This is a genomic window from Actinoplanes sp. SE50/110, from assembly GCF_900119315.1.
GTDB lineage: Bacteria > Actinomycetota > Actinomycetes > Mycobacteriales > Micromonosporaceae > Actinoplanes.
In genome coordinates this window covers 1,891,666-1,909,181 of the sequence record NZ_LT827010.1, presented here as the reverse complement: position 1 = coordinate 1,909,181, position 17,516 = coordinate 1,891,666, and the positions used below count along the sequence as shown (strand labels likewise).

The window sequence follows — 17,516 nt, the reverse complement described above, 5'->3', positions numbered from 1 at the left end:
GCCGGGGTTTCCGGCCTTACCGATCCCATCCTGCCGAACCGCGGCCCGCCAGCCCACCGTTTACATTGTGGTGACAATTACACCGGTCACCGCGAGCGCGCATACCATCGGCCGATGAACGACTACGCCCGTCAGGAACGCCGGCTCCTCGCCGACCTGCTGCTGCGCGAGGGTCCGGACGCGCCGACGCTCTGCGCCGGCTGGACCACCCGGGATCTGGCCGCCCATCTGGTGGTCCGGGACCGCCGTCCGGACGCCGGCGCCGGAATGTTCATCCCGGCCCTGCACCCCTACGCCGAGCGGGTGCGGACGGCCAAGGCCGCCCTGCCCTACCCCGCCCTGATCGCCGAGGTGCGCCAGCCCCCGGTGTGGAGCCCGGTCAGCAACCCGCTGACCGACGGCCTGACCAACACCCTGGAATTCTTCATCCACCACGAGGACGTCCGCCGCGCCGGGGCGTCGTGGGAGCCGCGACCGCTGCCCGCCGGGCACCAGGCCGCGCTCTGGCGCAGCGTCCGACTCACCGCCCGGGTCGCCCTGCGCCGGGCCGGGGTGCAGGCCGAGGTGATCGCCGACGGGTTCCCGCCGGTGCGCACCGGGCCGGCCCCGCAGGTCCGGATCACCGGGGACGCCGGCGAGCTCGCCCTGTTCTTCTCCGGGCGGCAGCGGGTCGCGACGGTGCGGATCGACGGCGACCCGGCGACCGCCGAACGGTTGCGGGGCGCCAGGCTCGGCTTCTGAATTGGCCCACCCGGAACGGCCCGGATTGGCTTTCCCGCCGAGGCCAATCCGGCTCTAGATTCAAGGTCATGACCGCCCGACTCTCGGTGTCCCAGGGTGCCGCCCTCTCCATCGGCGCCGTCCTGGGCACCGGCCTGATCTCGCTGCCCGCCCTGGCCGCCGCGGCCGCCGGCCCCGCCGCGCTGGTCGCCTGGCTCGCCCTGATCGTCCTCTCCGCGCCACTGGCCTGGACCTTCGCCGCGCTCGGCGCGCGCTATCCGGACGGCGGCGGGGTCGCCACGTACGCCGGCATGGCCTTCGGCCGCCGGGCGTCCGCCGCGGTGGGCTGGTGCTTCTACTTCGCCGTTCCGCTCGGCGCCCCGGTCGCCGCGGCCTTCACCGGCGGGTACGTGGCGGGCGCCGTCGGCGGCGGCCGGACCACCGAATTCGTCACCTTCCTCGGGGTGGTCACCGCGGGCTACGCGATGAACTGGTTCGGCCTGCGCGTCTCCGGCCGGGTCCAGCTGGTGCTCACCGGCACCCTGGCCACCCTGCTGGTGGTGACCGTGCTGGCCGCGCTCCCCCACCTCGACCTCGGCAACCTGCACCCGTTCGCCCCGCACGGCCTCGCCGGGATCGGCTCGGCCACCGCCCTGCTGGTCTGGGGCTTCGCCGGCTGGGAAGCACTGTCCTCGCTGTCCGCGGAATACCGGAACCCGCGCCGCGACGTGCCCCGGGCCACCATGCTCGCGGTCGCCGTGGTCGGCGTGCTCTACCTGGCGGTGGCCGCGGTCAGCGTGCTGGCCCTCGGTCCCGCCCTGGCCGGCAGCCGCGCGCCGCTGGCCGACCTGCTGGCGATCGGGCTGGGCGGGCCGGTGCGGGCGATCACCGCGGTGGTGTCGGTGGTGCTCACCCTCGGGGCGGTGAACGCGTACTACGCCGGGTCGAGCCGGTTGGGGGTGGCACTGGCCGCGGACGGCGCCTTGCCGGCCCGGGTCTTCGGGGGCCGGCGCCGCTCGCTGACCTTCATCTACGTGGCGAGCATCCTGTGCGCGCTGCTGCCGCTCGGACTGCGAACCTCGGCGCTGCTGGTCACCGGATGCTTCACCCTGGTGTACGTGTTCGGCACGGCCGCCGCGGTACGCCTGCTGCCGCGGGGCTGGTCGCGGGCGGTGGCCGGGGTGGCGTTCGTGGCGGTGTGCGGACTGTTCTGGCTGAACGGGTGGCCGGCGCTGCTCAGCCTGGTGTTCGCGGCGGGCGCGCTGATCTACCGCTTCGCCGTCGACCGGGCGGCCGGCCGGGCCGGCACCGTACGGTCCGGCGCCGGTGCCGCCGCCTCCCGTACGGACGCGGGCGCCGGGTCCGCCATCGGCGCGGCGCCTGACACCCACCCGGCGTCGGGCGCTCGCGCGGGGTCAGAGCAGTTCGGCCAGAAGTGCCAGGCCCTCGTCGATGAGCGCGGGGTCGACGGCGCCGAAGCCGAGGACGAGGCCCGGCCGGTCGCCGCCGTACCGGCTCAGGTCGTCGACCGCTAGCCCTCTCTTGCCCGCGATTTCGGAAATGTCGGGCTGGTCGCGGGGCATCAGCACGGTGACGTGCAGCCCCGCGGCCGACGGCAGCACTTCACATCCCGAAATATCGCTCAGAAGCCCGGCGATCCGGGCGTGGCGTGCCGCGTACTCCCGGCGGGCCCGCCGCACGTGCCGGGCCAGCTGCCCCTCGTCGATGAACCGGGCCAGCGCCGCCTGCATCGCCACCTGCCCGTGCCCGTCCCCGAGCTGCCGGGCGGCGGCCAGCGCATCCCGCAGTCCCGGCGGGGTCAGCACGAACCCCGTACGGATGGTGGGCAGCATGGTTTTGGAGAAGGTGCCCACGTAGAGCACCCGCCCGCACCGGTCGAGGGCCCGCAGGGGTTCGAGCGGACGGCTCCCGAACCGGAACTCACTGTCGTAGTCGTCCTCGACGATCGCGCTCTGCCGCCGCCGCGCCCAGTCCAGCAGCTGCCGCCGTCGATCCAGGCTGAGAACCGCCCCGAGCGGAAACTGGTGCGACGGCGTCACGTAGACGATCCGCGCGTGCGCCGGCAGCCGGTCGACGACCAGCCCGGCATCGTCCACCGGCACGCCCACCACCCGCGCGCCGAGCGAGGCGAACAGCGCCCGGGCCGGCGGATATCCCGGCTCCTCCACCGCGACCGTGTCCCCGGGCCGCAGCAGCACCCGCCCGATCAGGTCCAGCGCGTGCTGCACCCCGTTGGTGACCAGCACCTCATCCTCGGTGACCCGGATCGACCGGGCGTACCCGAGGTAGCGGGCGATCGCGGCGCGCAGGGCGGGATGACCGTACGGGTCGGCGTAGGTGCCCGGCCCGTTCGCCCGCAGCCGCAGCTCGGCGGCGACCATCCGCCGCCAGGTGTCGAACGGGAACAGCGACGCGTCCGGGATGCCGATCCGGAAGTCGTATTTCGGCGCCGGCACCGAGCCGCTGGTCAGCACCGGCGCGAAGGCCCATCCGGCGCGCGGTCGCAACGGGTCCGGCACCGCGCGGGGCGCCGGCCGGGGCGTCCGGGCCACCGCCACGAACGTGCCGGCCCCGACCCGGGCGGTCAGGTGCCCCTCGGCGGCGAGCCGTTCATACGCCCCGGCGACGCTGCCCCGGGACACCCCGAGGTCGGCGGCGAGCGCCCGGCTGGCCGGCAGCCGGTGCCCGGCGGGCAGCCGCCCGTCCGCGATCGCCGCCCGCAACGCCCGGTAGACGGCCGCGGTCGTCCGTCCGTCGATGACCAGATCCACGCCTGAACGGTATAGACAATCCGGTATACCCGTCGGTAGTAACCGGGCGCTTACGCTCAAGCCCGGAAGTCGAAGACGACCACCCGAGGGGGATGTGGCATGAGGATCCGTCGTGGACTGTTCCGGACGAGCGCCCTGATGGTCCTGGCCGTGGCCGCGGTCAGCCTGCTGAGCGGCGTGGGGGTGGCCCTGCTCACCGGTCCCGCGGTCTCGCTGCTCTGAGCTCCAGTTCGTCCCCGGAGATGAACGAGCCCGCGCCCACCGCACGAGTGCACGCGTACGCCCCGGCGATCGTCCCGCCGGTGAGGCAGTCGCCGTCGCTCTTCCCGGCCGCCCATGCGGTCAGGAAGGCGGCGGCGAACGCGTCCCCGGCACCGTTCGTGTCGACGACCGGCGCGCCCGGATCGGCGGCGTCCCGGTGCGTCCGCCCGTCCCGGGTGTACAGGTCGGCCCCGCCGGCGCCGTGGGTCACCACCACCCGCCCGGCCACCCCGTCGCGCAGGATCCGCTCGGCGGCGCCCGCGGCGAGCTGAACGCCGCTGACGAAGACCACGTCGGCGCCCAGGGCGAAATCGCGATGGTACGGGTTCTCCCCGTCCCAGTCGTGCAGATCGGTCGAGACGGTGACCCCGGCCGCGCGCAGCGACGGGATCAGGTGCCGCGCCCAGTCCATGATCGTCAGGTGCACGTGCCGGACCCCGGCCGGGAGCGGATCGTAATACCACGCCGGCAGGCGATATCCGGGCACGTCCCGGCCGTCGTACAGGGAGAGCCGCCGCCCGTCCGGGCTCATCAGGTTGACCGCCCGCCGTGTCCCGGCCGGGGCCGGCGCCGCGTGCAGCGGGATGTCCCACTCCCGGAACGCCGCCTTGACCCGGCCGCCGAGCTCGTCGTCACCGACCGTGTCGACCACCCGGACCGCGCCGCCGAGCGCCCGCAGCGCCAGCGCCACGCAGGTGCCGGTGTGCGACACGTGATCCTCGATCGGCCCGCGCGGGCGCGCCGAATCGGCACCGAGCACCGGCAGATCCGCCACCGGTACCACGGTGTCGACCCCGGTCCCGCCGATCACGAGAAAAACCATGCCGCCACGGTAGCGACTAGGATTGACCCGAGTTGCCGGGGTGCTCTAGCCCTGCCACCGCCATCGCATTACTCTGCGGTAACAACGATGTTAACGTCCCCCGGTTCAGTCTTAGGCGGCGCTTGATGGCTCTCGAGGTTCCCTACCGGTCGATCCCGGACATGCTTTTCCAGCGCGTGGCCAAGACGCCGGACGCGCAGGCGTTCGCCGGGCCGAACGCGACCGACACCGGGATGGACTGGCTGACCTGGCGCCAGGTGGGTGAGCGGACCAGGGCCATCGCGGCCGGTCTGCGCGAGCTCGGCGTCGGGCTGGAGGACCGGGTCGCGATCCTGTCCAGCACCCGCCTCGAGTGGATCCTGGCCGACCTCGGGATCAACGTGGCCGGCGCGGCCGCCACCACGGTCTACCCGACCACCGAGCCGGAGGACACCGCGTTCATCGTGTCCGACTCCGGTTCCAAGGTGCTGATCGCGGAGAACCCGAAGCAGGCGCTGAAGATCTCCGGCGCGCCGACCGCGATCACCAAGGTGGTGCTGATCGACGGCCCGGCCGACGCCGGCGCCACCCCGCCGCAGATCACCCTGGCCGAGCTGGAGGAGTTGGGCGCGGCCGCGCTGCGCCGCGACCCGGAGCTGATCGAGCGGGTGATCGCCGAGCTCACTCCGGAGCACATCGCCACGCTGATCTACACCTCCGGCACCACCGGTCGGCCCAAGGGCGTCGAGCTGCTGCACCGCGGCTGGACCTGGGAGGGTGTCGCACAGAACGACCTGGGCCTGTTCAACCCGGACGACCTGCACTACCTGTGGCTGCCGATGTCGCACGCGTTCGGCAAGACGCTGCTCTGCGGCATCCTGCACGTGGGCGTGCCGACCTACGTCGACGGCCGGGTCGACAAGCTGGTCGACAAGCTCGCGCTGATCCGCCCCACGCTGATGTGCGCCGCCCCGCGCATCTTCGAGAAGGTCTACAACAAGACGGTGACCAGCGGCCTGGCCGGCGGCGGCCTGAAAGCCAAGATCTTCACCTGGGCGGTGGCCACCGGCAAGCGCAAGGTCGCGCTGGAGCAGGCCGGCAAGCCGGTCGGCGCGGTCCTCTCCGCGCAGTACGCGGTGGCCGAGAAACTGGTCTTCGCCAAGCTCCAGGAGCGGCTCGGCGGCCGGCTGCGGGTGCTGGTCAGCGGCTCGGCCGCACTGTCCCGGGACATCGCCGAGTTCTTCGCCGCGGCCAACCTGCCGATCCTGGAGGGCTACGGGATGACCGAGGCCTCCGCGGCGAACTTCGTCAACCGCAACGGCCGCCTCAAGATCGGCACGGTGGGTGAGGCGATCGGCGACCTGGAGATCCGCATCGACACCGACGGCGAGGTGCTGATGCGCGGCGCCCCGGTGATGCGCGGTTACCACAACCTGCCCGAGGCGACGAAGGAGGCGTTCACCGACGACGGCTTCCTGCGCACCGGTGACATCGGCGAGCTCGACGCCGACGGCTTCCTGAAGATCACCGACCGCAAGAAGGACCTGGTCAAGACGTCCGGCGGCAAGTTCATCGCCCCCAGCGCCATCGAGGGCGCGTTCAAGGCGGTCTGCCCGTACACGTCGCAGGCGATCGTCGTCGGCCAGTCCCGCAACTTCGTCACCATGCTGATCACCCTGGACGAGGACGCGATCGCCGTCTGGGCCGCCGACGGCCCGCTCGCCGGCAAGACGTACGCCGAGATCGTCGCCGCCCCCGAAACCCACAAGCTGGTCGAGGGCTACCTGGCCGAGCTCAACGGCAAACTCAACCGCTGGGAGACGGTGAAGAAGTTCGCCATCCTCCCCCGTGACCTGAGCATCGAGGCCGGCGAGATCACGCCGTCCATGAAGATCAAACGCCGCAGCGTGGAGACCAACTTCGCCGACCAGATCGAGAAGATGTACGAGGGCTCGCTCGCCCAGATCTGATCGGGACCGCTACCGAAAAGACCGCTTCCCCACCGGGAAGCGGTCTTTCCTTTGCCGGTACGCGGTCAGCCGGCCCGGTCAGGCCTCCACCGGGGTGTGCTGCTCGGGGGAGCGTCCGGCTTCCGAGGCGGCCGGCGGGCGAGCGGCCGATGTCGTCCGTCGGCGTTCACCGACCGTGAGCTTCGGCAGGAACAGGTGGACCAGCGGCCCGATGGCCAGCGCATACGCCACCGTGCCGACCCCCACCGTGCCGCCCAGCAGGAAGCCGGCGCCGAGGACCAGCAGCTCGATCGACGTGCGGATCACCCGCAGCGACAGCCGGGGGAAGCGGCGGGCCAGTCCGGTCATCAGGCCGTCGCGCGGGCCCGGGCCCATCCGGCTGCCGATGTAGAGCCCGGTCGCGACGCCGTTGAGCACGATGCCGGCGACCAGTAGGCCGATCCGGGCCGGAAGGCCGGACCCGGGCGGCAGCACGGCGAGCACGGCGTCCGCGGAGAAGCCGACGAGCAGCACGTTCGCGATCGTGCCGACACCGGGGCGCTGCCGCAACGGGATCCAGAGCAGCAGCACCGGGATGCCGACGAGCAGCACGATCCAGCCGAACTCGATCCCGGTCCGCTCGGAGAGGCCCTGGTGGAAGACGTCCCAGGGGTTGAGGCCGAGCCCGGACCGGATCATCAGGGCCATGCTGGCGCCGTAGAGGAACAGACCGAGCAGCAGCTGCGGCACGCGGCGAACCAGGTTCGTGGAGAGGGCGGATGGTGTGACGCGACGAACCAGGCTCATGCTGCCACTCTCGATGCCAATTCTGCGATGTTAAAGTGCCAATCCTCGGGAGGTGGCTATGACAACGTCGGTTCGAGGGGACCAATTGGCCCGGCTACTCGGCCGGTGGCATTCACTGCCGGGCCGGCATCGCAGCCCCGACTACGCCGCCCTGGCCGCCGCCGTGCGCGGGCTGCTCGCCGACGGGCGGCTGGCGCTCGGTGTCCGACTGCCGGCCGAACGGGAACTGGCCGAGTCGCTCGGGGTCAGCCGCACCACGGTGTCCGCGGCATACCGCGCGCTGCGCGAGAGCGGCCACCTGACCAGCCGGCGCGGTGCCGGCAGCTGGACCACCCTGCCGCACGGGCACCGGGTGGCCACCTCCGGCCTGTGGACCCCGGACGACGACCTCGACATGATCGACATGGGGGTGGCCGCGTCGGCCGCCCCGGTCGAGCTGGTCCCGGCCGCCCGGGCCGCCGCCGACGACCTGCCCCGCTATCTGGGCAGCGCCGGCTACCACCCGACCGGCCTGCCCGAGCTGCGCGCCGCGGTCGCCGACATCTACACCGCGCGCGGCGTGCCCACCTCGGCCGAGCAGGTCCTCGTCACCAGCGGCACGCAGCAGGCCCTCGACCTGGTGCTGCGGCTGTCCGTTCCGGCCGGCGCGCCGGTGCTGGTGGAGACGCCCACCTATCCGAACGCGCTGGCCGCCCTCTCCGCCCGCCGCGCCCGGATCAGCACCCACGGCATGGACACCGCCACCGGCTGGGACGGCGAGATGCTCCTCGGCGCGCTGCGCCAGACCCGGCCGCGGCTCGCCTACCTGATCCCGGAATTCCACAACCCGACCGGCCACCTGATGCCCGCCGAGCTGCGCGAGCGCCTGGTCGCCACGGCCCACTCGACCGGCACCGAGCTGGTCGCCGACGAATCCTTCGTCGACCTGCCGCTGGACGACCCGGCGATGCCGCCACCGGTCGCGGTCTTCGACCGGCACTCCCGGGTGATGTCGATCGGCGGAATGAGCAAGCCCTACTGGGGCGGCCTGCGGATCGGCTGGGTCCGCGCCTCCGCCCCGATGGTCCAGCGGCTGGCCGCGATCCGGGTCGGCGTCGACATGGCCAGCCCGGTCCTCGAACAACTCGTCGCCGTCCACCTGTTGCGACTCGCTCCGGAAATCGTCGCGGCCCGCCGGGCCCAGCTGCGCTTCCGCCGCGACGCCCTGGTCACGGCGCTCCGCGAACAGCTGCCGGAGTGGCGGTTCTTCGTCCCCGGCGGCGGCGTCACCCTCTGGGTGGAGATGGACGGGCCGATCTCCAGCGCCCTGTCCCGGGCCGCCGAGGACGTCGGCGTGCGCCTGGCGCCCGGCCCGCGCTTCGGACTGGACGGCACGCTGGAACGCTTCCTGCGGCTGCCGTTCACCCTGCCGGCCGACGACCTGACGGAAGCGGTCCGCCGGATCGCCTCGGTCCGCCACGACCTCGACCGCACCCCACGACCCACCTGGCGCACCCCGGCCGTCATCGCCTGATCGGTTGCCGTCCTCGCCCATTTCGGTGACCACAAAGCCGTTCGCGCACGGTTTGAGGCGCCCCGCGGGGGGATCGCCGGTTCGACCGGGATGACCGGGCTTCACACCGGCCGGCGGACGGTCATCACGGCGAATACGCGAGGCGCTTGCCGAAGTCCCGGGCGGGCATCGACGGTTCCCTTGAACACTGCCGGCCCTCTTGGTCGCTTGCCGAAGTCCCGGGCGGGCGTCGACGGTTCCCATGAACACTGCCGGCCCTCTTGAGCACTCGCCGATGTTCCTGGCAGGCATCGGCGCCGGCCGAAGCTCCCGGGCGAGCCGCGGCACTTGCCGCAGTCCCCGGCGAGCTTCGGCCGCTCCGGACCGGGGCACCTCGCCGGGCGGAGCGCGGTCAGGAAGCGGCGCCCTGGTGCAGGCCGAAGAGGTTGCCGTCGGCGTCGCGGAACGTGGCGATCAGCGTGCCGCCGCCGACGTCGTGGACCGGGCGTTCCTCGGTGCCGCCGCCCGCGATCAGCGCGGTGAGTTCGGCGTTGATGTCGTCGACGTGCCAGTAGACGATCGGCCCGGCGGCGACGTCACCGTGCGGGTCGAGTCCCAGCTCGGGGCCACCGTCGGGACGGAATCCGACGTAGTACGGCGCGTCGGCGTAGGGTTCGACGCCGAGCAGCCGGGTGTACAGAGCCCTGGCCGCGTCCAGGTCCTTGACCGGGACGGTGATCGTTCGAATAGGCATTTTTCCCCCGATGTCACGCTCGATCTTCTGTCAGAAACCGTATGCCGGAAGCGCGGGCACGGATGTGCCGATGCGCGAATACCCCGGTTTCCGGAGGCGGCCGTCGATGGCGGAGATCAGGAATATCAAGATCAAATTCATCATGTCGTACGCTGCGGCCGACGACTGGTCGTGCGCGGCAGGCGCGCGGGATGGTTCGGTGCCCGCACGGTGAGATAGGGGTACCCCGATGTACGGCGTATGTCGTTATCAAGTGTGAAGATCACCTTTTATCCCCCGCAACCACCCGGTGATCATCCGGACACATTCGCTTCCCGACATGCCGGCGGCACGGCATCATTGCGGCATGGGGGCCGGCGGCTGGAATTGGAACGACGCGTGGATCTTCGTCTCCGCGGTCATCGCTGAGCGTCTGGAGCGTGACCGCGCGCTGCACGCCGCCCTGCCGGTGACCGGCGCCACGCTCGCCGACCTGATCGCCGCGGCCGACTTCCTGCACCACAGCGTGCCGGCCCGCGCCGAGCTGGAGGAGTCGGTGCGCCGGCTGGCCGGCGCCGGCCTGATCACGGTGGCCGACGACATCGTCCAGGTCGCCCCGGCCGGCGAGCAGCTCTGGCGCACCCGCCCGTTCAGCGGCCTCTCCTCAGCGGTGATGACCTTGCAGACCCAGCTGAACCGCGCCGCCTCCCCCGGACGGAGCGAGTGGACCCTGGAGGAGTCCACCTACAACGCCGCCGTCCGCGAGTACAGCCTCCGCCTCGCCGACGGCCGCTGAGCGAGCCGCCGCCACACCCCGCGAACCCGGCCACGCGCCGACCTCGCTCAACCCGATCAACGCACCGCACCGCGCACGGACCCCACTGGTCCCGGTCAGCGAAACCCCGTCCCGCGCAGACCCCGCTCGGCCGAGTCAGCGCACCGCGTTGCCCGCATCCCGGAGCGACGTCTTGACCTCGCCGATCGTCAGGTCACCGAAGTGGAAGACGCTGGCCGCCAGCACCGCGTCCGCCCCCGCCGCCACCGCCGGCGGGAAGTGCTCCACCGCCCCGGCTCCCCCGCTGGCGATCACCGGAATGTCCACCACGGCCCGCACCGCCCGGATCAGCTCCAGGTCGAAGCCGGCTTTGGTGCCGTCGGCGTCCATCGAGTTGAGCAGGATCTCGCCGGCGCCGAGTTCGGCCACCCGGGCCGCCCACTCGACCGCGTCGAGGCCGGCGCTGCGGCGCCCGCCGTGGGTGGTGACCTCCCACCCGGACGGCTGACCCGCGGCCCGGCGCACGTCGAGGGACAGCACCAGCACCTGGTTGCCGAACCGCTCCGCGATCTCGCTGATCAGCTCGGGCCGGTTGATCGCCGCGGTGTTCACCCCGACCTTGTCGGCGCCGGCGCGCAGCAGCACGTCCACGTTCGCCACCGACCGCACACCGCCGCCCACGGTCAGCGGGATGAAGACGGATTCGGCGGTACGCCGTACCACGTCGAGCATCGTCCCACGGTCGTCGGACGACGCGGTGACGTCGAGAAAGGTGAGCTCGTCGGCCCCCGCCGCGTCGTAGGCGGCGGCGAGTTCGACGGGGTCGCCGGCGTCCCGGAGGTCGACGAAGTTGACCCCTTTCACCACCCGTCCGGCATCCACGTCCAGGCAGGGGATCACACGCACCGCGACCGTCATGCCCCCACCCTAACCAGCCGTTCCACGCCACTCGAACGGGTCATGCCCGGTCCCGGAAACGTGCCCCACCGGGACGCCGGCGGGGCACGCTCCGATCTCAGGCCCGGGCGAGCACGTCCAGCGCCTCGCGCACGGTGAAGGCGCCGGCGTACAGCGACTTGCCCGCGATCACGCCCTCCACCCCGATCGGCTCCAGGGTCGCCAGGGCGCGCAGGTCGTCCAGGGTGGAGACACCGCCGCTCGCGATGACCGGCTTGTCGGTGGCGGCGCAGACCTCGCGGAGCAGGTCGAGGTTCGGACCACGCATGGTGCCGTCCTTGGTGATGTCGGTGACCACGTATCGCGCGGCGCCGGCCTTGTCGAGGCGGGTGAGGACCTCGTAGAGGTCGCCGCCGTCGCGGGTCCAGCCGCGGGCGGACAGGGTCCGGCCGCGCACGTCGAGGCCGATCGCGACCCGGTCGCCGTATTCGCCGCAGATGCGGTCGCACCACTCCGGGTCCTCCAGCGCGGCGGTGCCGATGTTGACCCGCTGGGCGCCGGTGGCCAGGGCGCGGGTCAGCGATTCGTCGTCACGGATGCCGCCGGAGAGCTCCACTTTGACGTCGAGCCGGGCGACGACGCCGGCGAGCAGGTCGGCGTTCGAGCCGCGACCGAAGGCGGCGTCCAGATCGACCAGGTGGATCCACTCGGCGCCGTCGTTCTGCCAGGCCAGGGCGGCCTCCAGCGGATCGCCGTAGGCGGTCTCCGAGCCGGCGGCGCCCTGGACCAGGCGGACCGCCTGGCCGTCGGCGACATCGACGGCGGGCAGCAGTTGAAGCGTCACGTTTCTCCCTAGGAACGGCGGCCCAGCGCCACGACGACCATGGCCGGCGCGGCGAGGACGATCAGAACGGTGAGCAGGATGCGCAGCGCCGGGTCGGGGATGAGGATCCAGACCGCGGCGATGGCGATCAGCGGGACCAGCACGATGCCGATCCGCTGCCGCCGACTGCGATGGTAGAGACGGCCGTCGCTGCCGAGTCTCGGCAGCCGGAGCCGGTTGAGCAGAGCGCGGCGACGCTGCCGCCGGGCCACCTTCCGAGCCCGGGCGGCCTTCTCGCGTTCGAGGACGACGAGCCGTTCGGCTCGGCGTCGCGCGCGTTCCTTGCTCATCGGAGCGCGGTGACCCAGTTGCTCAGCAGCGCGAAGCCGGCGTCAGCCGATTTCTCCGGGTGGAACTGGGCGACGCTGAGCGCACCCCGCTCGACCACCGCCGCGAACGGCTCGTCGTGTGCCGCGGTGGTCACCGCGGCGTCGCCGAGCGCGCCGAGGTCCTGGGCCGCGTACGAGTGCACGAAGTAGAACCGGGTGTCCGCGGCCAGCCCGGCCAGCAGCCGCGACCCGGCCGGCACGGTGACCGTGTTCCACCCCATGTGCGGGATCCGCGCGGCGTGCAGCCGGGTGACCGAGCCGGGCAGCAGCCCGAGGCCCTTGGTCTGCACCCCGTGCTCCACCCCGGACTCGAACATGATCTGCATGCCGACGCAGATGCCCAGCACCGGCCGGCCCTGCGCGATGCGTCCGGCGATCACCGGGCCGGCGCCCAGGTCGTCGATGCCGGCCATGCACGCGGCGTAGGCGCCGACGCCGGGCACGACCAGCCCGTCGGCCTCGGCGGCCAGCGTCAGGTCACTGGTCACCGTCACGTCGGCACCGGTGCGGGCGACGGCCCGCTCGGCGCTGCGCAGGTTTCCCGATCCGTAGTCGAGGATCACCACCCGGGCCGCCATGTCAGAGCACGCCCTTGGTGGACGGCAGCGAGCCGGCGTTGCGCGGGTCGATCTCGACGGCCTCGCGCAGCGCCCGGGAGAACGCCTTGAACTGGGCCTCGACCACGTGATGCGCGTCGGGGTGGCCGCCCGGCCGGCAGGCGCGCAGCACGTCGACATGCAGGGTGACCTTGGCCGCGTGCCCGAACGCCTCGAAGATGTGTCGGGTCATGCTGGTCGCGTAGACCGGCCCGATGTACGGCGTGAGCAGCGGCTCGTCGTGCACCACGTAGGGCCGGCCGGACAGGTCGACGGCCGCGCGGACGAGCACCTCGTCCATCGGGATGGTGGCCGATCCGTACCGCCGGATGCCCCGCTTGTCGCCGAGCGCCTGCGCGAAGGCCTCGCCCAGCGCGATCGCGGTGTCCTCCATGGTGTGGTGCGCGTCGATCTCCAGGTCGCCCTCGGTGCGCACCAGCAGGTCGAATCCGCCGTGCTTGGCGAGCTGGTTGAGCATGTGGTCGTAGAAGCCGACGCCGGTGCTCAGGTCACCCTTGCCGGTGCCGTCGAGGTCGATCTCGACGAGCACCTTGGTCTCGTTGGTGACGCGGTCGATCCGTCCGGTGCGGGTCACGACAAGATCTCCTCAGCGGCGTTCAGGAAGGCGGTGGTCTCGGTCTCGGTGCCGGCGGTGACCCGCAGCCAGCCGGGCAGGCCCACGTCGCGGATCAGCACCCCGCGGTCGAGGAACCGCTGCCAGGCGGCTCTCTGGTCCTGGTCGCCGGTGGCGAACAGCACGAAGTTGGCGTCGCTGTCGGCGACCCGGACGCCCCGGGACCGCAGCGTGGCCACGATCCGGTCGCGCTGCTCCTTGATCGCCTCGACGGTGGCCAGCAGCGACGCGCGGTGCACCACGGCGGCGCGGGCGGCGGCCTGGCTGATCGCGGAGAGATGGTACGGAAGGCGGACCAGCTGCACCGCGTCGATCACCGCCGGGTCGGCGGCCAGGTAGCCGAGGCGGCCGCCGGCGAAGCCGAACGCCTTGCTCATGGTGCGGCTGATCACCAGACGCGGGTGCCCGGGCAGCAGGGTGAGCGCGCTCGGGGTGCCGGGGCGCGCGAATTCGGTGTACGCCTCGTCGACGACCACCATGCCGCGGGCCACGCCGAGGATCGCCTCGAGCACGGCCGGGTCCAGCGTGGTCCCGGTCGGATTGTTCGGTGAGCAGACGAAGACCAGGTCGGGGTCGTGCCGCCGGATCTCGGCGACGGCCCGCTCCGGGTCGAGGCCGAAGTCGGGGTCGCGCAGCGCGCCGATCCACCCGGTGCCGGTCCCCTGCGCGAGCAGCGGGTGCATCGAGTAGGACGGGCCGAAGCCGAGCGCGGTGCGCCCCGGGCCGCCGAACGCCTGCAGGATCTGCTGCTGGACCTCGTTGGAGCCGTTGGCGGCCCACACGTTGGCCATGGTGAGCCCGTGGCCGAGGTAGGCCGCGAGCTCGGTGCGCAGGGCGATCACGTCGCGGTCCGGATAGCGGTTGAGGTCGTGCAGCTCGGCCTGGACGGCCTTGGCGATCGCCTCGGCCACATCGGCGGGCACCGGGTACGAGTTCTCGTTGGTGTTCAGCCGGACCGGGACGTCGAGCTGGGGCGCGCCGTAGGGCGACTTGCCCCGCAGGTCGTCGCGGATCGGCAGATCGTCGATGGTGGTCACCGGCCGAACCTCGCGGTGACCGCTTCGCCGTGGGCCGGCAGGTCCTCCGCGTTGGCCAGCGCCACCACGTGGCCGGCGACGTCGCGCAGGGCGGCCTGGTCGTATTCGACGACGTGGATGCCGCGCAGGAACGACTGCACCGACAACCCGGACGAGTGCCGGGCGCAGCCCCCGGTCGGCAGCACGTGGTTGGAACCGGCGGCGTAGTCGCCGAGCGACACCGGGGACCAGGCGCCCACGAAGATCGCGCCGGCGTTGCGGACCCGCAGGGCCCACTCCCGCGCGTCCCGGGTCTGGATCTCCAGGTGCTCGGCCGCGTAGGCGTCCACGACGGCCAGGCCCTGCTCCAGGTCGTCGACCAGCACCACGCCGGACTGCTCGCCGGTGAGCGCGATCCGCACCCGCTCGGCGTGCTTGGTCGCGGGGACCCGGGCGGCGAGCTCGGCGTCGACCGCGTCGGCGAGCGCCGTCGAGTCGGTGACCAGCACGCTGGCCGCCAGCGGGTCGTGCTCGGCCTGGCTGATCAGGTCGGCCGCCACGTGCCGCGGGTCGGCGGTCTCGTCGGCCAGGATGGCGATCTCGGTGGGGCCGGCCTCGGCGTCGATGCCGACCGTGCCGCGCAGCAGCCGCTTGGCCGCGGTGACCCAGATGTTGCCCGGCCCGGTGATCACGTCGACCGGCTCGCAGCGGTCACCCGCGTCCACCCCGTCCGCCCCGTAGCCCAGCATGGCGATCGCCTGGGCGCCGCCGACCGCGTAGACCTCGGTGACGCCGAGCAGGGCGCAGGCGGCGAGCACCCGGGAGTCGGGCAGGCCGCCGTTGTCCGCCTGCGGCGGGCTGGCCACCACCAGACCCTCGACGCCGGCCTCCTGGGCGGGCACCACGTTCATGACCACGGTGGACGGGTAGACCGCGAGACCGCCGGGGACGTAGAGCCCGACCCGGCGGACCGGGACCCAGCGCTCGGTGACCGTGCCGCCGTCGACCACCTTGGTGGTGGTGTCGGTGCGGCGCTGGTCGGCGTGCACCTTCCGGGCCCGCCTGATCGCCTCCAGCAGGGCGGCGCGCACGGCGGGGTCGAGGGTGTCGGCGGCCGCGGTGATCGCCTCGGCGGGCACCCGCAGGCGCTCCAGGGTGACCCCGTCGAACCGCTCGGTCGCCTCGCGGATCGCACTGAACCCATGCTGATGGACCGCCTCGACGACGGGACGAATCCTCTCGACGGCCACGGAGACGTCGAGCTGGGCACGGGGCAGCAGACCGCGCGGGTCCGGGCGGGAGCCGCGCAGGTCGATCCGATTCAGCACCCGACCAGTCTAGGCGGCCCCTCCGACAACTCCGCGGGCGCGACTCCCCGGCCCAGGCGTTGGGAAAACACAGGTTTGCCCAAGGTCAGCCGACAGCTAGGCTGAACCCGTGAGCGATCGGCTGCCGGTCTTCCCGCTGAGCACGGTGCTCTTCCCCGGTCTGGTCCTGCCCCTGCACATCTTCGAGGAGCGTTATCGCGCTCTGGTGCGGGAGCTGTCGGCCCGCCCGGCCGAGCCGCCGGCTGAGTTCGGCGTGGTCACCCTGCGGCACGGCAGCGAGGTGGCGGAGGGGTTCGGCGACGGCCCGGTGCCCGATCCGGCCCCGGTCGGCGCCGGTGATCTCTTCGAGGTGGGCTGCACCGCCGAGCTGCGGCACGTGAGCGAGCTGCCGGACGGCCGGTTCGACATCATGACGGTCGGTCGCCGCCGGTTCCGGGTGCTCGCCGTCGAGCAGGGCACCGAGCCCTATCTGTGCGCCCGGGTCGAGTGGCTGCCCGCGGAGGACATCCCCGACCCGGCCGCCGACCTGCTGCGGCCCCGGGTGCTGGCGGCCTTCCAGCGTTATCTGACGCTGCTGCGGCCGAGCGCCGACATCCTGGACCAGATGCCGGAGGACGCGACCGTGCTGTCCCACCTGGTCGCGGCGACCGCCCAGCTCACCGTCGAGGAGCGGCACGCGCTGCTGGCCGCCACGGACACCGTCGCCCGGCTGCGCGCCGAGCTGCGGCTGCTCAACCGCGAGGCTGGTCTGCTGGCCCGGGTGCGGGCGGTGCCGGTGCCGCTGTCGGATCTGGCGCGCCCGGCGAGTCCGAACTGAGCTGTTGCGCCCTGAACGGCGCCGAGCCGGGCGGCTCCGCCTCGTACTGCCCGTGGTTGGGGCCGTAACCGGGCTGTGCACCCGGACTGTCCAGGTCCGGGTCGTTGGACCAGCCGGCCAGCAGGGTCAGCACGATCGCCGCGACGAACGCCGCGACCAGCGTCGGGCCGTGCGCGTGGATCTGCGGCGGGGCCAGGTAGGTGTCGCCTTTCGCGGCGGTCGCCTTCCAGTGGGTGTAGTCGGCTCGGCCGATCATCTGACCGAGCGGGACCGCCACCCAGCGGATCCCGGCGGCGGCGCCGGCGACGACGCCCAGCAGCAGTGCCGGCCCCCGATCGCGGCGCAGCACCAGCCAGGCGAGCACCGCCACCAGCAGGCCGAAGCCGAGGCCGAGCAGGGTCAGCCAGCCATCGGCGGCGATGAACTGCTCGGCCGGGTCGGTGACCAGGAAACCGGAGGAGCCGGCGTCGACCACCTCCACGCGTGGCGCCAGCGTGTGCCAGAGCAGCCCGACCGGGGCGCCGAGCGCGGCGATCACGGCGGCACTGCCCAGGCCGGTGGCGAGCGTGCGGCGCAGCGAACGGTGGCTGCCGCCGCGCTGCGGACGCCACCAGGACGGTCCCGCGGGTGGCTGGTCGACGATCACGGAGTCCTCTGGCTGCACTCTCTGATCCTTCCAGATCGG

General features: G+C 72.8%; 20 protein-coding genes. 8 read left to right on the top strand and 12 right to left on the bottom strand.

Annotated elements, in window-relative coordinates:
- The first annotated feature begins 114 nt into the window (after nucleotides 1-114).
- Nucleotides 115-741, top strand: a complete 627-nt coding sequence (locus tag ACSP50_RS08555) for a TIGR03085 family metal-binding protein (protein ID WP_014688766.1) — start codon at nucleotides 115-117, stop codon at nucleotides 739-741.
- Between the two features lie 68 nt (nucleotides 742-809).
- Nucleotides 810-2,255 (top strand): APC family permease, encoded by a 1,446-nt coding sequence (locus tag ACSP50_RS08550; RefSeq protein WP_014688765.1) that lies wholly within the window; start codon nucleotides 810-812, stop codon nucleotides 2,253-2,255.
- On the opposite strand, the gene ACSP50_RS08545 is transcribed toward ACSP50_RS08550, so the two are convergent.
- On the bottom strand, nucleotides 2,136-3,512 hold the full coding sequence (locus ACSP50_RS08545) for a PLP-dependent aminotransferase family protein (protein ID WP_014688764.1): 1,377 nt from the start codon (nucleotides 3,510-3,512) through the stop codon (nucleotides 2,136-2,138). The genes ACSP50_RS08550 and ACSP50_RS08545 overlap by 120 nt on opposite strands.
- Nucleotides 3,513-3,611: 99 nt before the next feature.
- Here ACSP50_RS08545 and ACSP50_RS44565 point away from each other — a divergent pair, with 99 nt between their 5' ends.
- A complete protein-coding gene (locus ACSP50_RS44565) occupies nucleotides 3,612-3,734 on the top strand; it encodes a hypothetical protein (RefSeq protein ID WP_014688763.1) in 123 nt (40 codons plus the stop codon).
- On the opposite strand, the gene ACSP50_RS08540 is transcribed toward ACSP50_RS44565, so the two are convergent.
- Nucleotides 3,706-4,596, bottom strand: coding sequence for a carbohydrate kinase family protein (locus tag ACSP50_RS08540; RefSeq protein WP_014688762.1), 891 nt, complete (start codon nucleotides 4,594-4,596; stop codon nucleotides 3,706-3,708). The two genes, ACSP50_RS44565 and ACSP50_RS08540, sit on opposite strands and share 29 nt — an antisense overlap.
- 125 nt (nucleotides 4,597-4,721) lie before the next feature.
- On the opposite strand from ACSP50_RS08540, the gene ACSP50_RS08535 reads away from it, so the two are divergent.
- Nucleotides 4,722-6,545, top strand: a complete 1,824-nt coding sequence (locus ACSP50_RS08535; protein WP_014688761.1) for a long-chain fatty acid--CoA ligase — start codon at nucleotides 4,722-4,724, stop codon at nucleotides 6,543-6,545.
- Between the two features lie 78 nt (nucleotides 6,546-6,623).
- Here ACSP50_RS08535 and ACSP50_RS08530 read toward each other — a convergent pair whose 3' ends face one another.
- Nucleotides 6,624-7,331, bottom strand: a complete 708-nt coding sequence (locus tag ACSP50_RS08530) for a YitT family protein (protein ID WP_014688760.1) — start codon at nucleotides 7,329-7,331, stop codon at nucleotides 6,624-6,626.
- A gap of 58 nt (nucleotides 7,332-7,389) precedes the next feature.
- Between ACSP50_RS08530 and ACSP50_RS08525 the strand changes: the two genes are divergently transcribed.
- Nucleotides 7,390-8,844 (top strand): PLP-dependent aminotransferase family protein, encoded by a 1,455-nt coding sequence (locus tag ACSP50_RS08525; protein WP_014688759.1) that lies wholly within the window; start codon nucleotides 7,390-7,392, stop codon nucleotides 8,842-8,844.
- 391 nt (nucleotides 8,845-9,235) lie between these two features.
- On the opposite strand, the gene ACSP50_RS08520 is transcribed toward ACSP50_RS08525, so the two are convergent.
- Entirely contained in the window at nucleotides 9,236-9,577 is a 342-nt protein-coding gene (locus tag ACSP50_RS08520) for a VOC family protein (RefSeq protein ID WP_014688758.1), read from the bottom strand.
- Nucleotides 9,578-9,587: 10 nt separating this feature from the next.
- Here ACSP50_RS08520 and ACSP50_RS41660 point away from each other — a divergent pair, with 10 nt between their 5' ends.
- Complete coding sequence (locus ACSP50_RS41660) at nucleotides 9,588-9,791, top strand: hypothetical protein (protein ID WP_043511043.1); 204 nt, start codon at nucleotides 9,588-9,590, stop codon at nucleotides 9,789-9,791.
- Nucleotides 9,792-9,923: 132 nt separating this feature from the next.
- Nucleotides 9,924-10,352, top strand: coding sequence for a hypothetical protein (locus ACSP50_RS08515; protein WP_014688756.1), 429 nt, complete (start codon nucleotides 9,924-9,926; stop codon nucleotides 10,350-10,352).
- Between the two features lie 135 nt (nucleotides 10,353-10,487).
- On the opposite strand, the gene hisF is transcribed toward ACSP50_RS08515, so the two are convergent.
- The 7 genes from hisF to hisD all read right to left on the bottom strand — a co-directional run bounded on the left by hisF (nucleotide 10,488) and on the right by hisD (nucleotide 16,014).
- A complete protein-coding gene (gene hisF, locus ACSP50_RS08510; protein WP_014688755.1) occupies nucleotides 10,488-11,249 on the bottom strand; it encodes an imidazole glycerol phosphate synthase subunit HisF in 762 nt (253 codons plus the stop codon).
- A gap of 97 nt (nucleotides 11,250-11,346) precedes the next feature.
- A complete protein-coding gene (priA, locus tag ACSP50_RS08505) occupies nucleotides 11,347-12,072 on the bottom strand; it encodes a bifunctional 1-(5-phosphoribosyl)-5-((5-phosphoribosylamino)methylideneamino)imidazole-4-carboxamide isomerase/phosphoribosylanthranilate isomerase PriA (protein ID WP_014688754.1) in 726 nt (241 codons plus the stop codon).
- An 8-nt stretch (nucleotides 12,073-12,080) separates the two neighbouring features.
- Nucleotides 12,081-12,401: a hypothetical protein gene (locus ACSP50_RS08500; protein WP_014688753.1), complete on the bottom strand. Its 321-nt coding sequence runs from the start codon at nucleotides 12,399-12,401 to the stop codon at nucleotides 12,081-12,083.
- Nucleotides 12,398-13,018 (bottom strand): imidazole glycerol phosphate synthase subunit HisH, encoded by a 621-nt coding sequence (gene hisH, locus ACSP50_RS08495; RefSeq protein WP_014688752.1) that lies wholly within the window; start codon nucleotides 13,016-13,018, stop codon nucleotides 12,398-12,400. Before hisH ends, ACSP50_RS08500 begins: the two co-directional genes overlap by 4 nt.
- 1 nt (nucleotide 13,019) lies before the next feature.
- Nucleotides 13,020-13,631, bottom strand: coding sequence for an imidazoleglycerol-phosphate dehydratase HisB (hisB, locus tag ACSP50_RS08490; RefSeq protein WP_014688751.1), 612 nt, complete (start codon nucleotides 13,629-13,631; stop codon nucleotides 13,020-13,022).
- Nucleotides 13,628-14,707 (bottom strand): histidinol-phosphate transaminase, encoded by a 1,080-nt coding sequence (locus ACSP50_RS08485; protein WP_014688750.1) that lies wholly within the window; start codon nucleotides 14,705-14,707, stop codon nucleotides 13,628-13,630. The genes hisB and ACSP50_RS08485 overlap by 4 nt, the downstream gene beginning before the upstream one ends.
- The gene (gene hisD, locus ACSP50_RS08480; protein ID WP_014688749.1) at nucleotides 14,704-16,014 is read right to left on the bottom strand and encodes a histidinol dehydrogenase; all 1,311 of its coding nucleotides are present in this window, start codon (nucleotides 16,012-16,014) and stop codon (nucleotides 14,704-14,706) included. The genes ACSP50_RS08485 and hisD overlap by 4 nt, the downstream gene beginning before the upstream one ends.
- Nucleotides 16,015-16,123: 109 nt before the next feature.
- Here hisD and ACSP50_RS08475 point away from each other — a divergent pair, with 109 nt between their 5' ends.
- The gene (locus ACSP50_RS08475) at nucleotides 16,124-16,831 is read left to right on the top strand and encodes an LON peptidase substrate-binding domain-containing protein (protein WP_014688748.1); all 708 of its coding nucleotides are present in this window, start codon (nucleotides 16,124-16,126) and stop codon (nucleotides 16,829-16,831) included.
- On the opposite strand, the gene ACSP50_RS08470 is transcribed toward ACSP50_RS08475, so the two are convergent.
- Nucleotides 16,746-17,495 carry a hypothetical protein gene (locus ACSP50_RS08470; RefSeq protein ID WP_155123456.1) on the bottom strand — a complete coding sequence of 250 codons (750 nt, stop codon included), beginning with the start codon at nucleotides 17,493-17,495 and terminating at the stop codon, nucleotides 16,746-16,748. The two genes, ACSP50_RS08475 and ACSP50_RS08470, sit on opposite strands and share 86 nt — an antisense overlap.
- Nucleotides 17,496-17,516 lie beyond the last annotated feature (21 nt).

Bases quoted from the DNA above. Each gene is read 5' to 3' on its own strand.
- ACSP50_RS08555 (WP_014688766.1), top strand. From the start codon at position 115: ATGAACGACTACGCCCGTCAGGAACGCCGGCTCCTCGCCGACCTGCTG.
- ACSP50_RS08550 (WP_014688765.1), top strand. From the start codon at position 810: ATGACCGCCCGACTCTCGGTGTCCCAGGGTGCCGCCCTCTCCATCGGC.
- ACSP50_RS44565 (WP_014688763.1), top strand. From the start codon at position 3,612: ATGAGGATCCGTCGTGGACTGTTCCGGACGAGCGCCCTGATGGTCCTG.
- ACSP50_RS08540 (WP_014688762.1), bottom strand. From the start codon at position 4,596: ATGGTTTTTCTCGTGATCGGCGGGACCGGGGTCGACACCGTGGTACCG.
- ACSP50_RS08535 (WP_014688761.1), top strand. From the start codon at position 4,722: ATGGCTCTCGAGGTTCCCTACCGGTCGATCCCGGACATGCTTTTCCAG.
- ACSP50_RS08530 (WP_014688760.1), bottom strand. From the start codon at position 7,331: ATGAGCCTGGTTCGTCGCGTCACACCATCCGCCCTCTCCACGAACCTG.
- ACSP50_RS08525 (WP_014688759.1), top strand. From the start codon at position 7,390: ATGACAACGTCGGTTCGAGGGGACCAATTGGCCCGGCTACTCGGCCGG.
- ACSP50_RS08520 (WP_014688758.1), bottom strand. From the start codon at position 9,577: ATGCCTATTCGAACGATCACCGTCCCGGTCAAGGACCTGGACGCGGCC.
- ACSP50_RS41660 (WP_043511043.1), top strand. From the start codon at position 9,588: ATGTCACGCTCGATCTTCTGTCAGAAACCGTATGCCGGAAGCGCGGGC.
- ACSP50_RS08515 (WP_014688756.1), top strand. From the start codon at position 9,924: ATGGGGGCCGGCGGCTGGAATTGGAACGACGCGTGGATCTTCGTCTCC.
- hisF (WP_014688755.1), bottom strand. From the start codon at position 11,249: ATGACGGTCGCGGTGCGTGTGATCCCCTGCCTGGACGTGGATGCCGGA.
- ACSP50_RS08500 (WP_014688753.1), bottom strand. From the start codon at position 12,401: ATGAGCAAGGAACGCGCGCGACGCCGAGCCGAACGGCTCGTCGTCCTC.
- hisH (WP_014688752.1), bottom strand. From the start codon at position 13,018: ATGGCGGCCCGGGTGGTGATCCTCGACTACGGATCGGGAAACCTGCGC.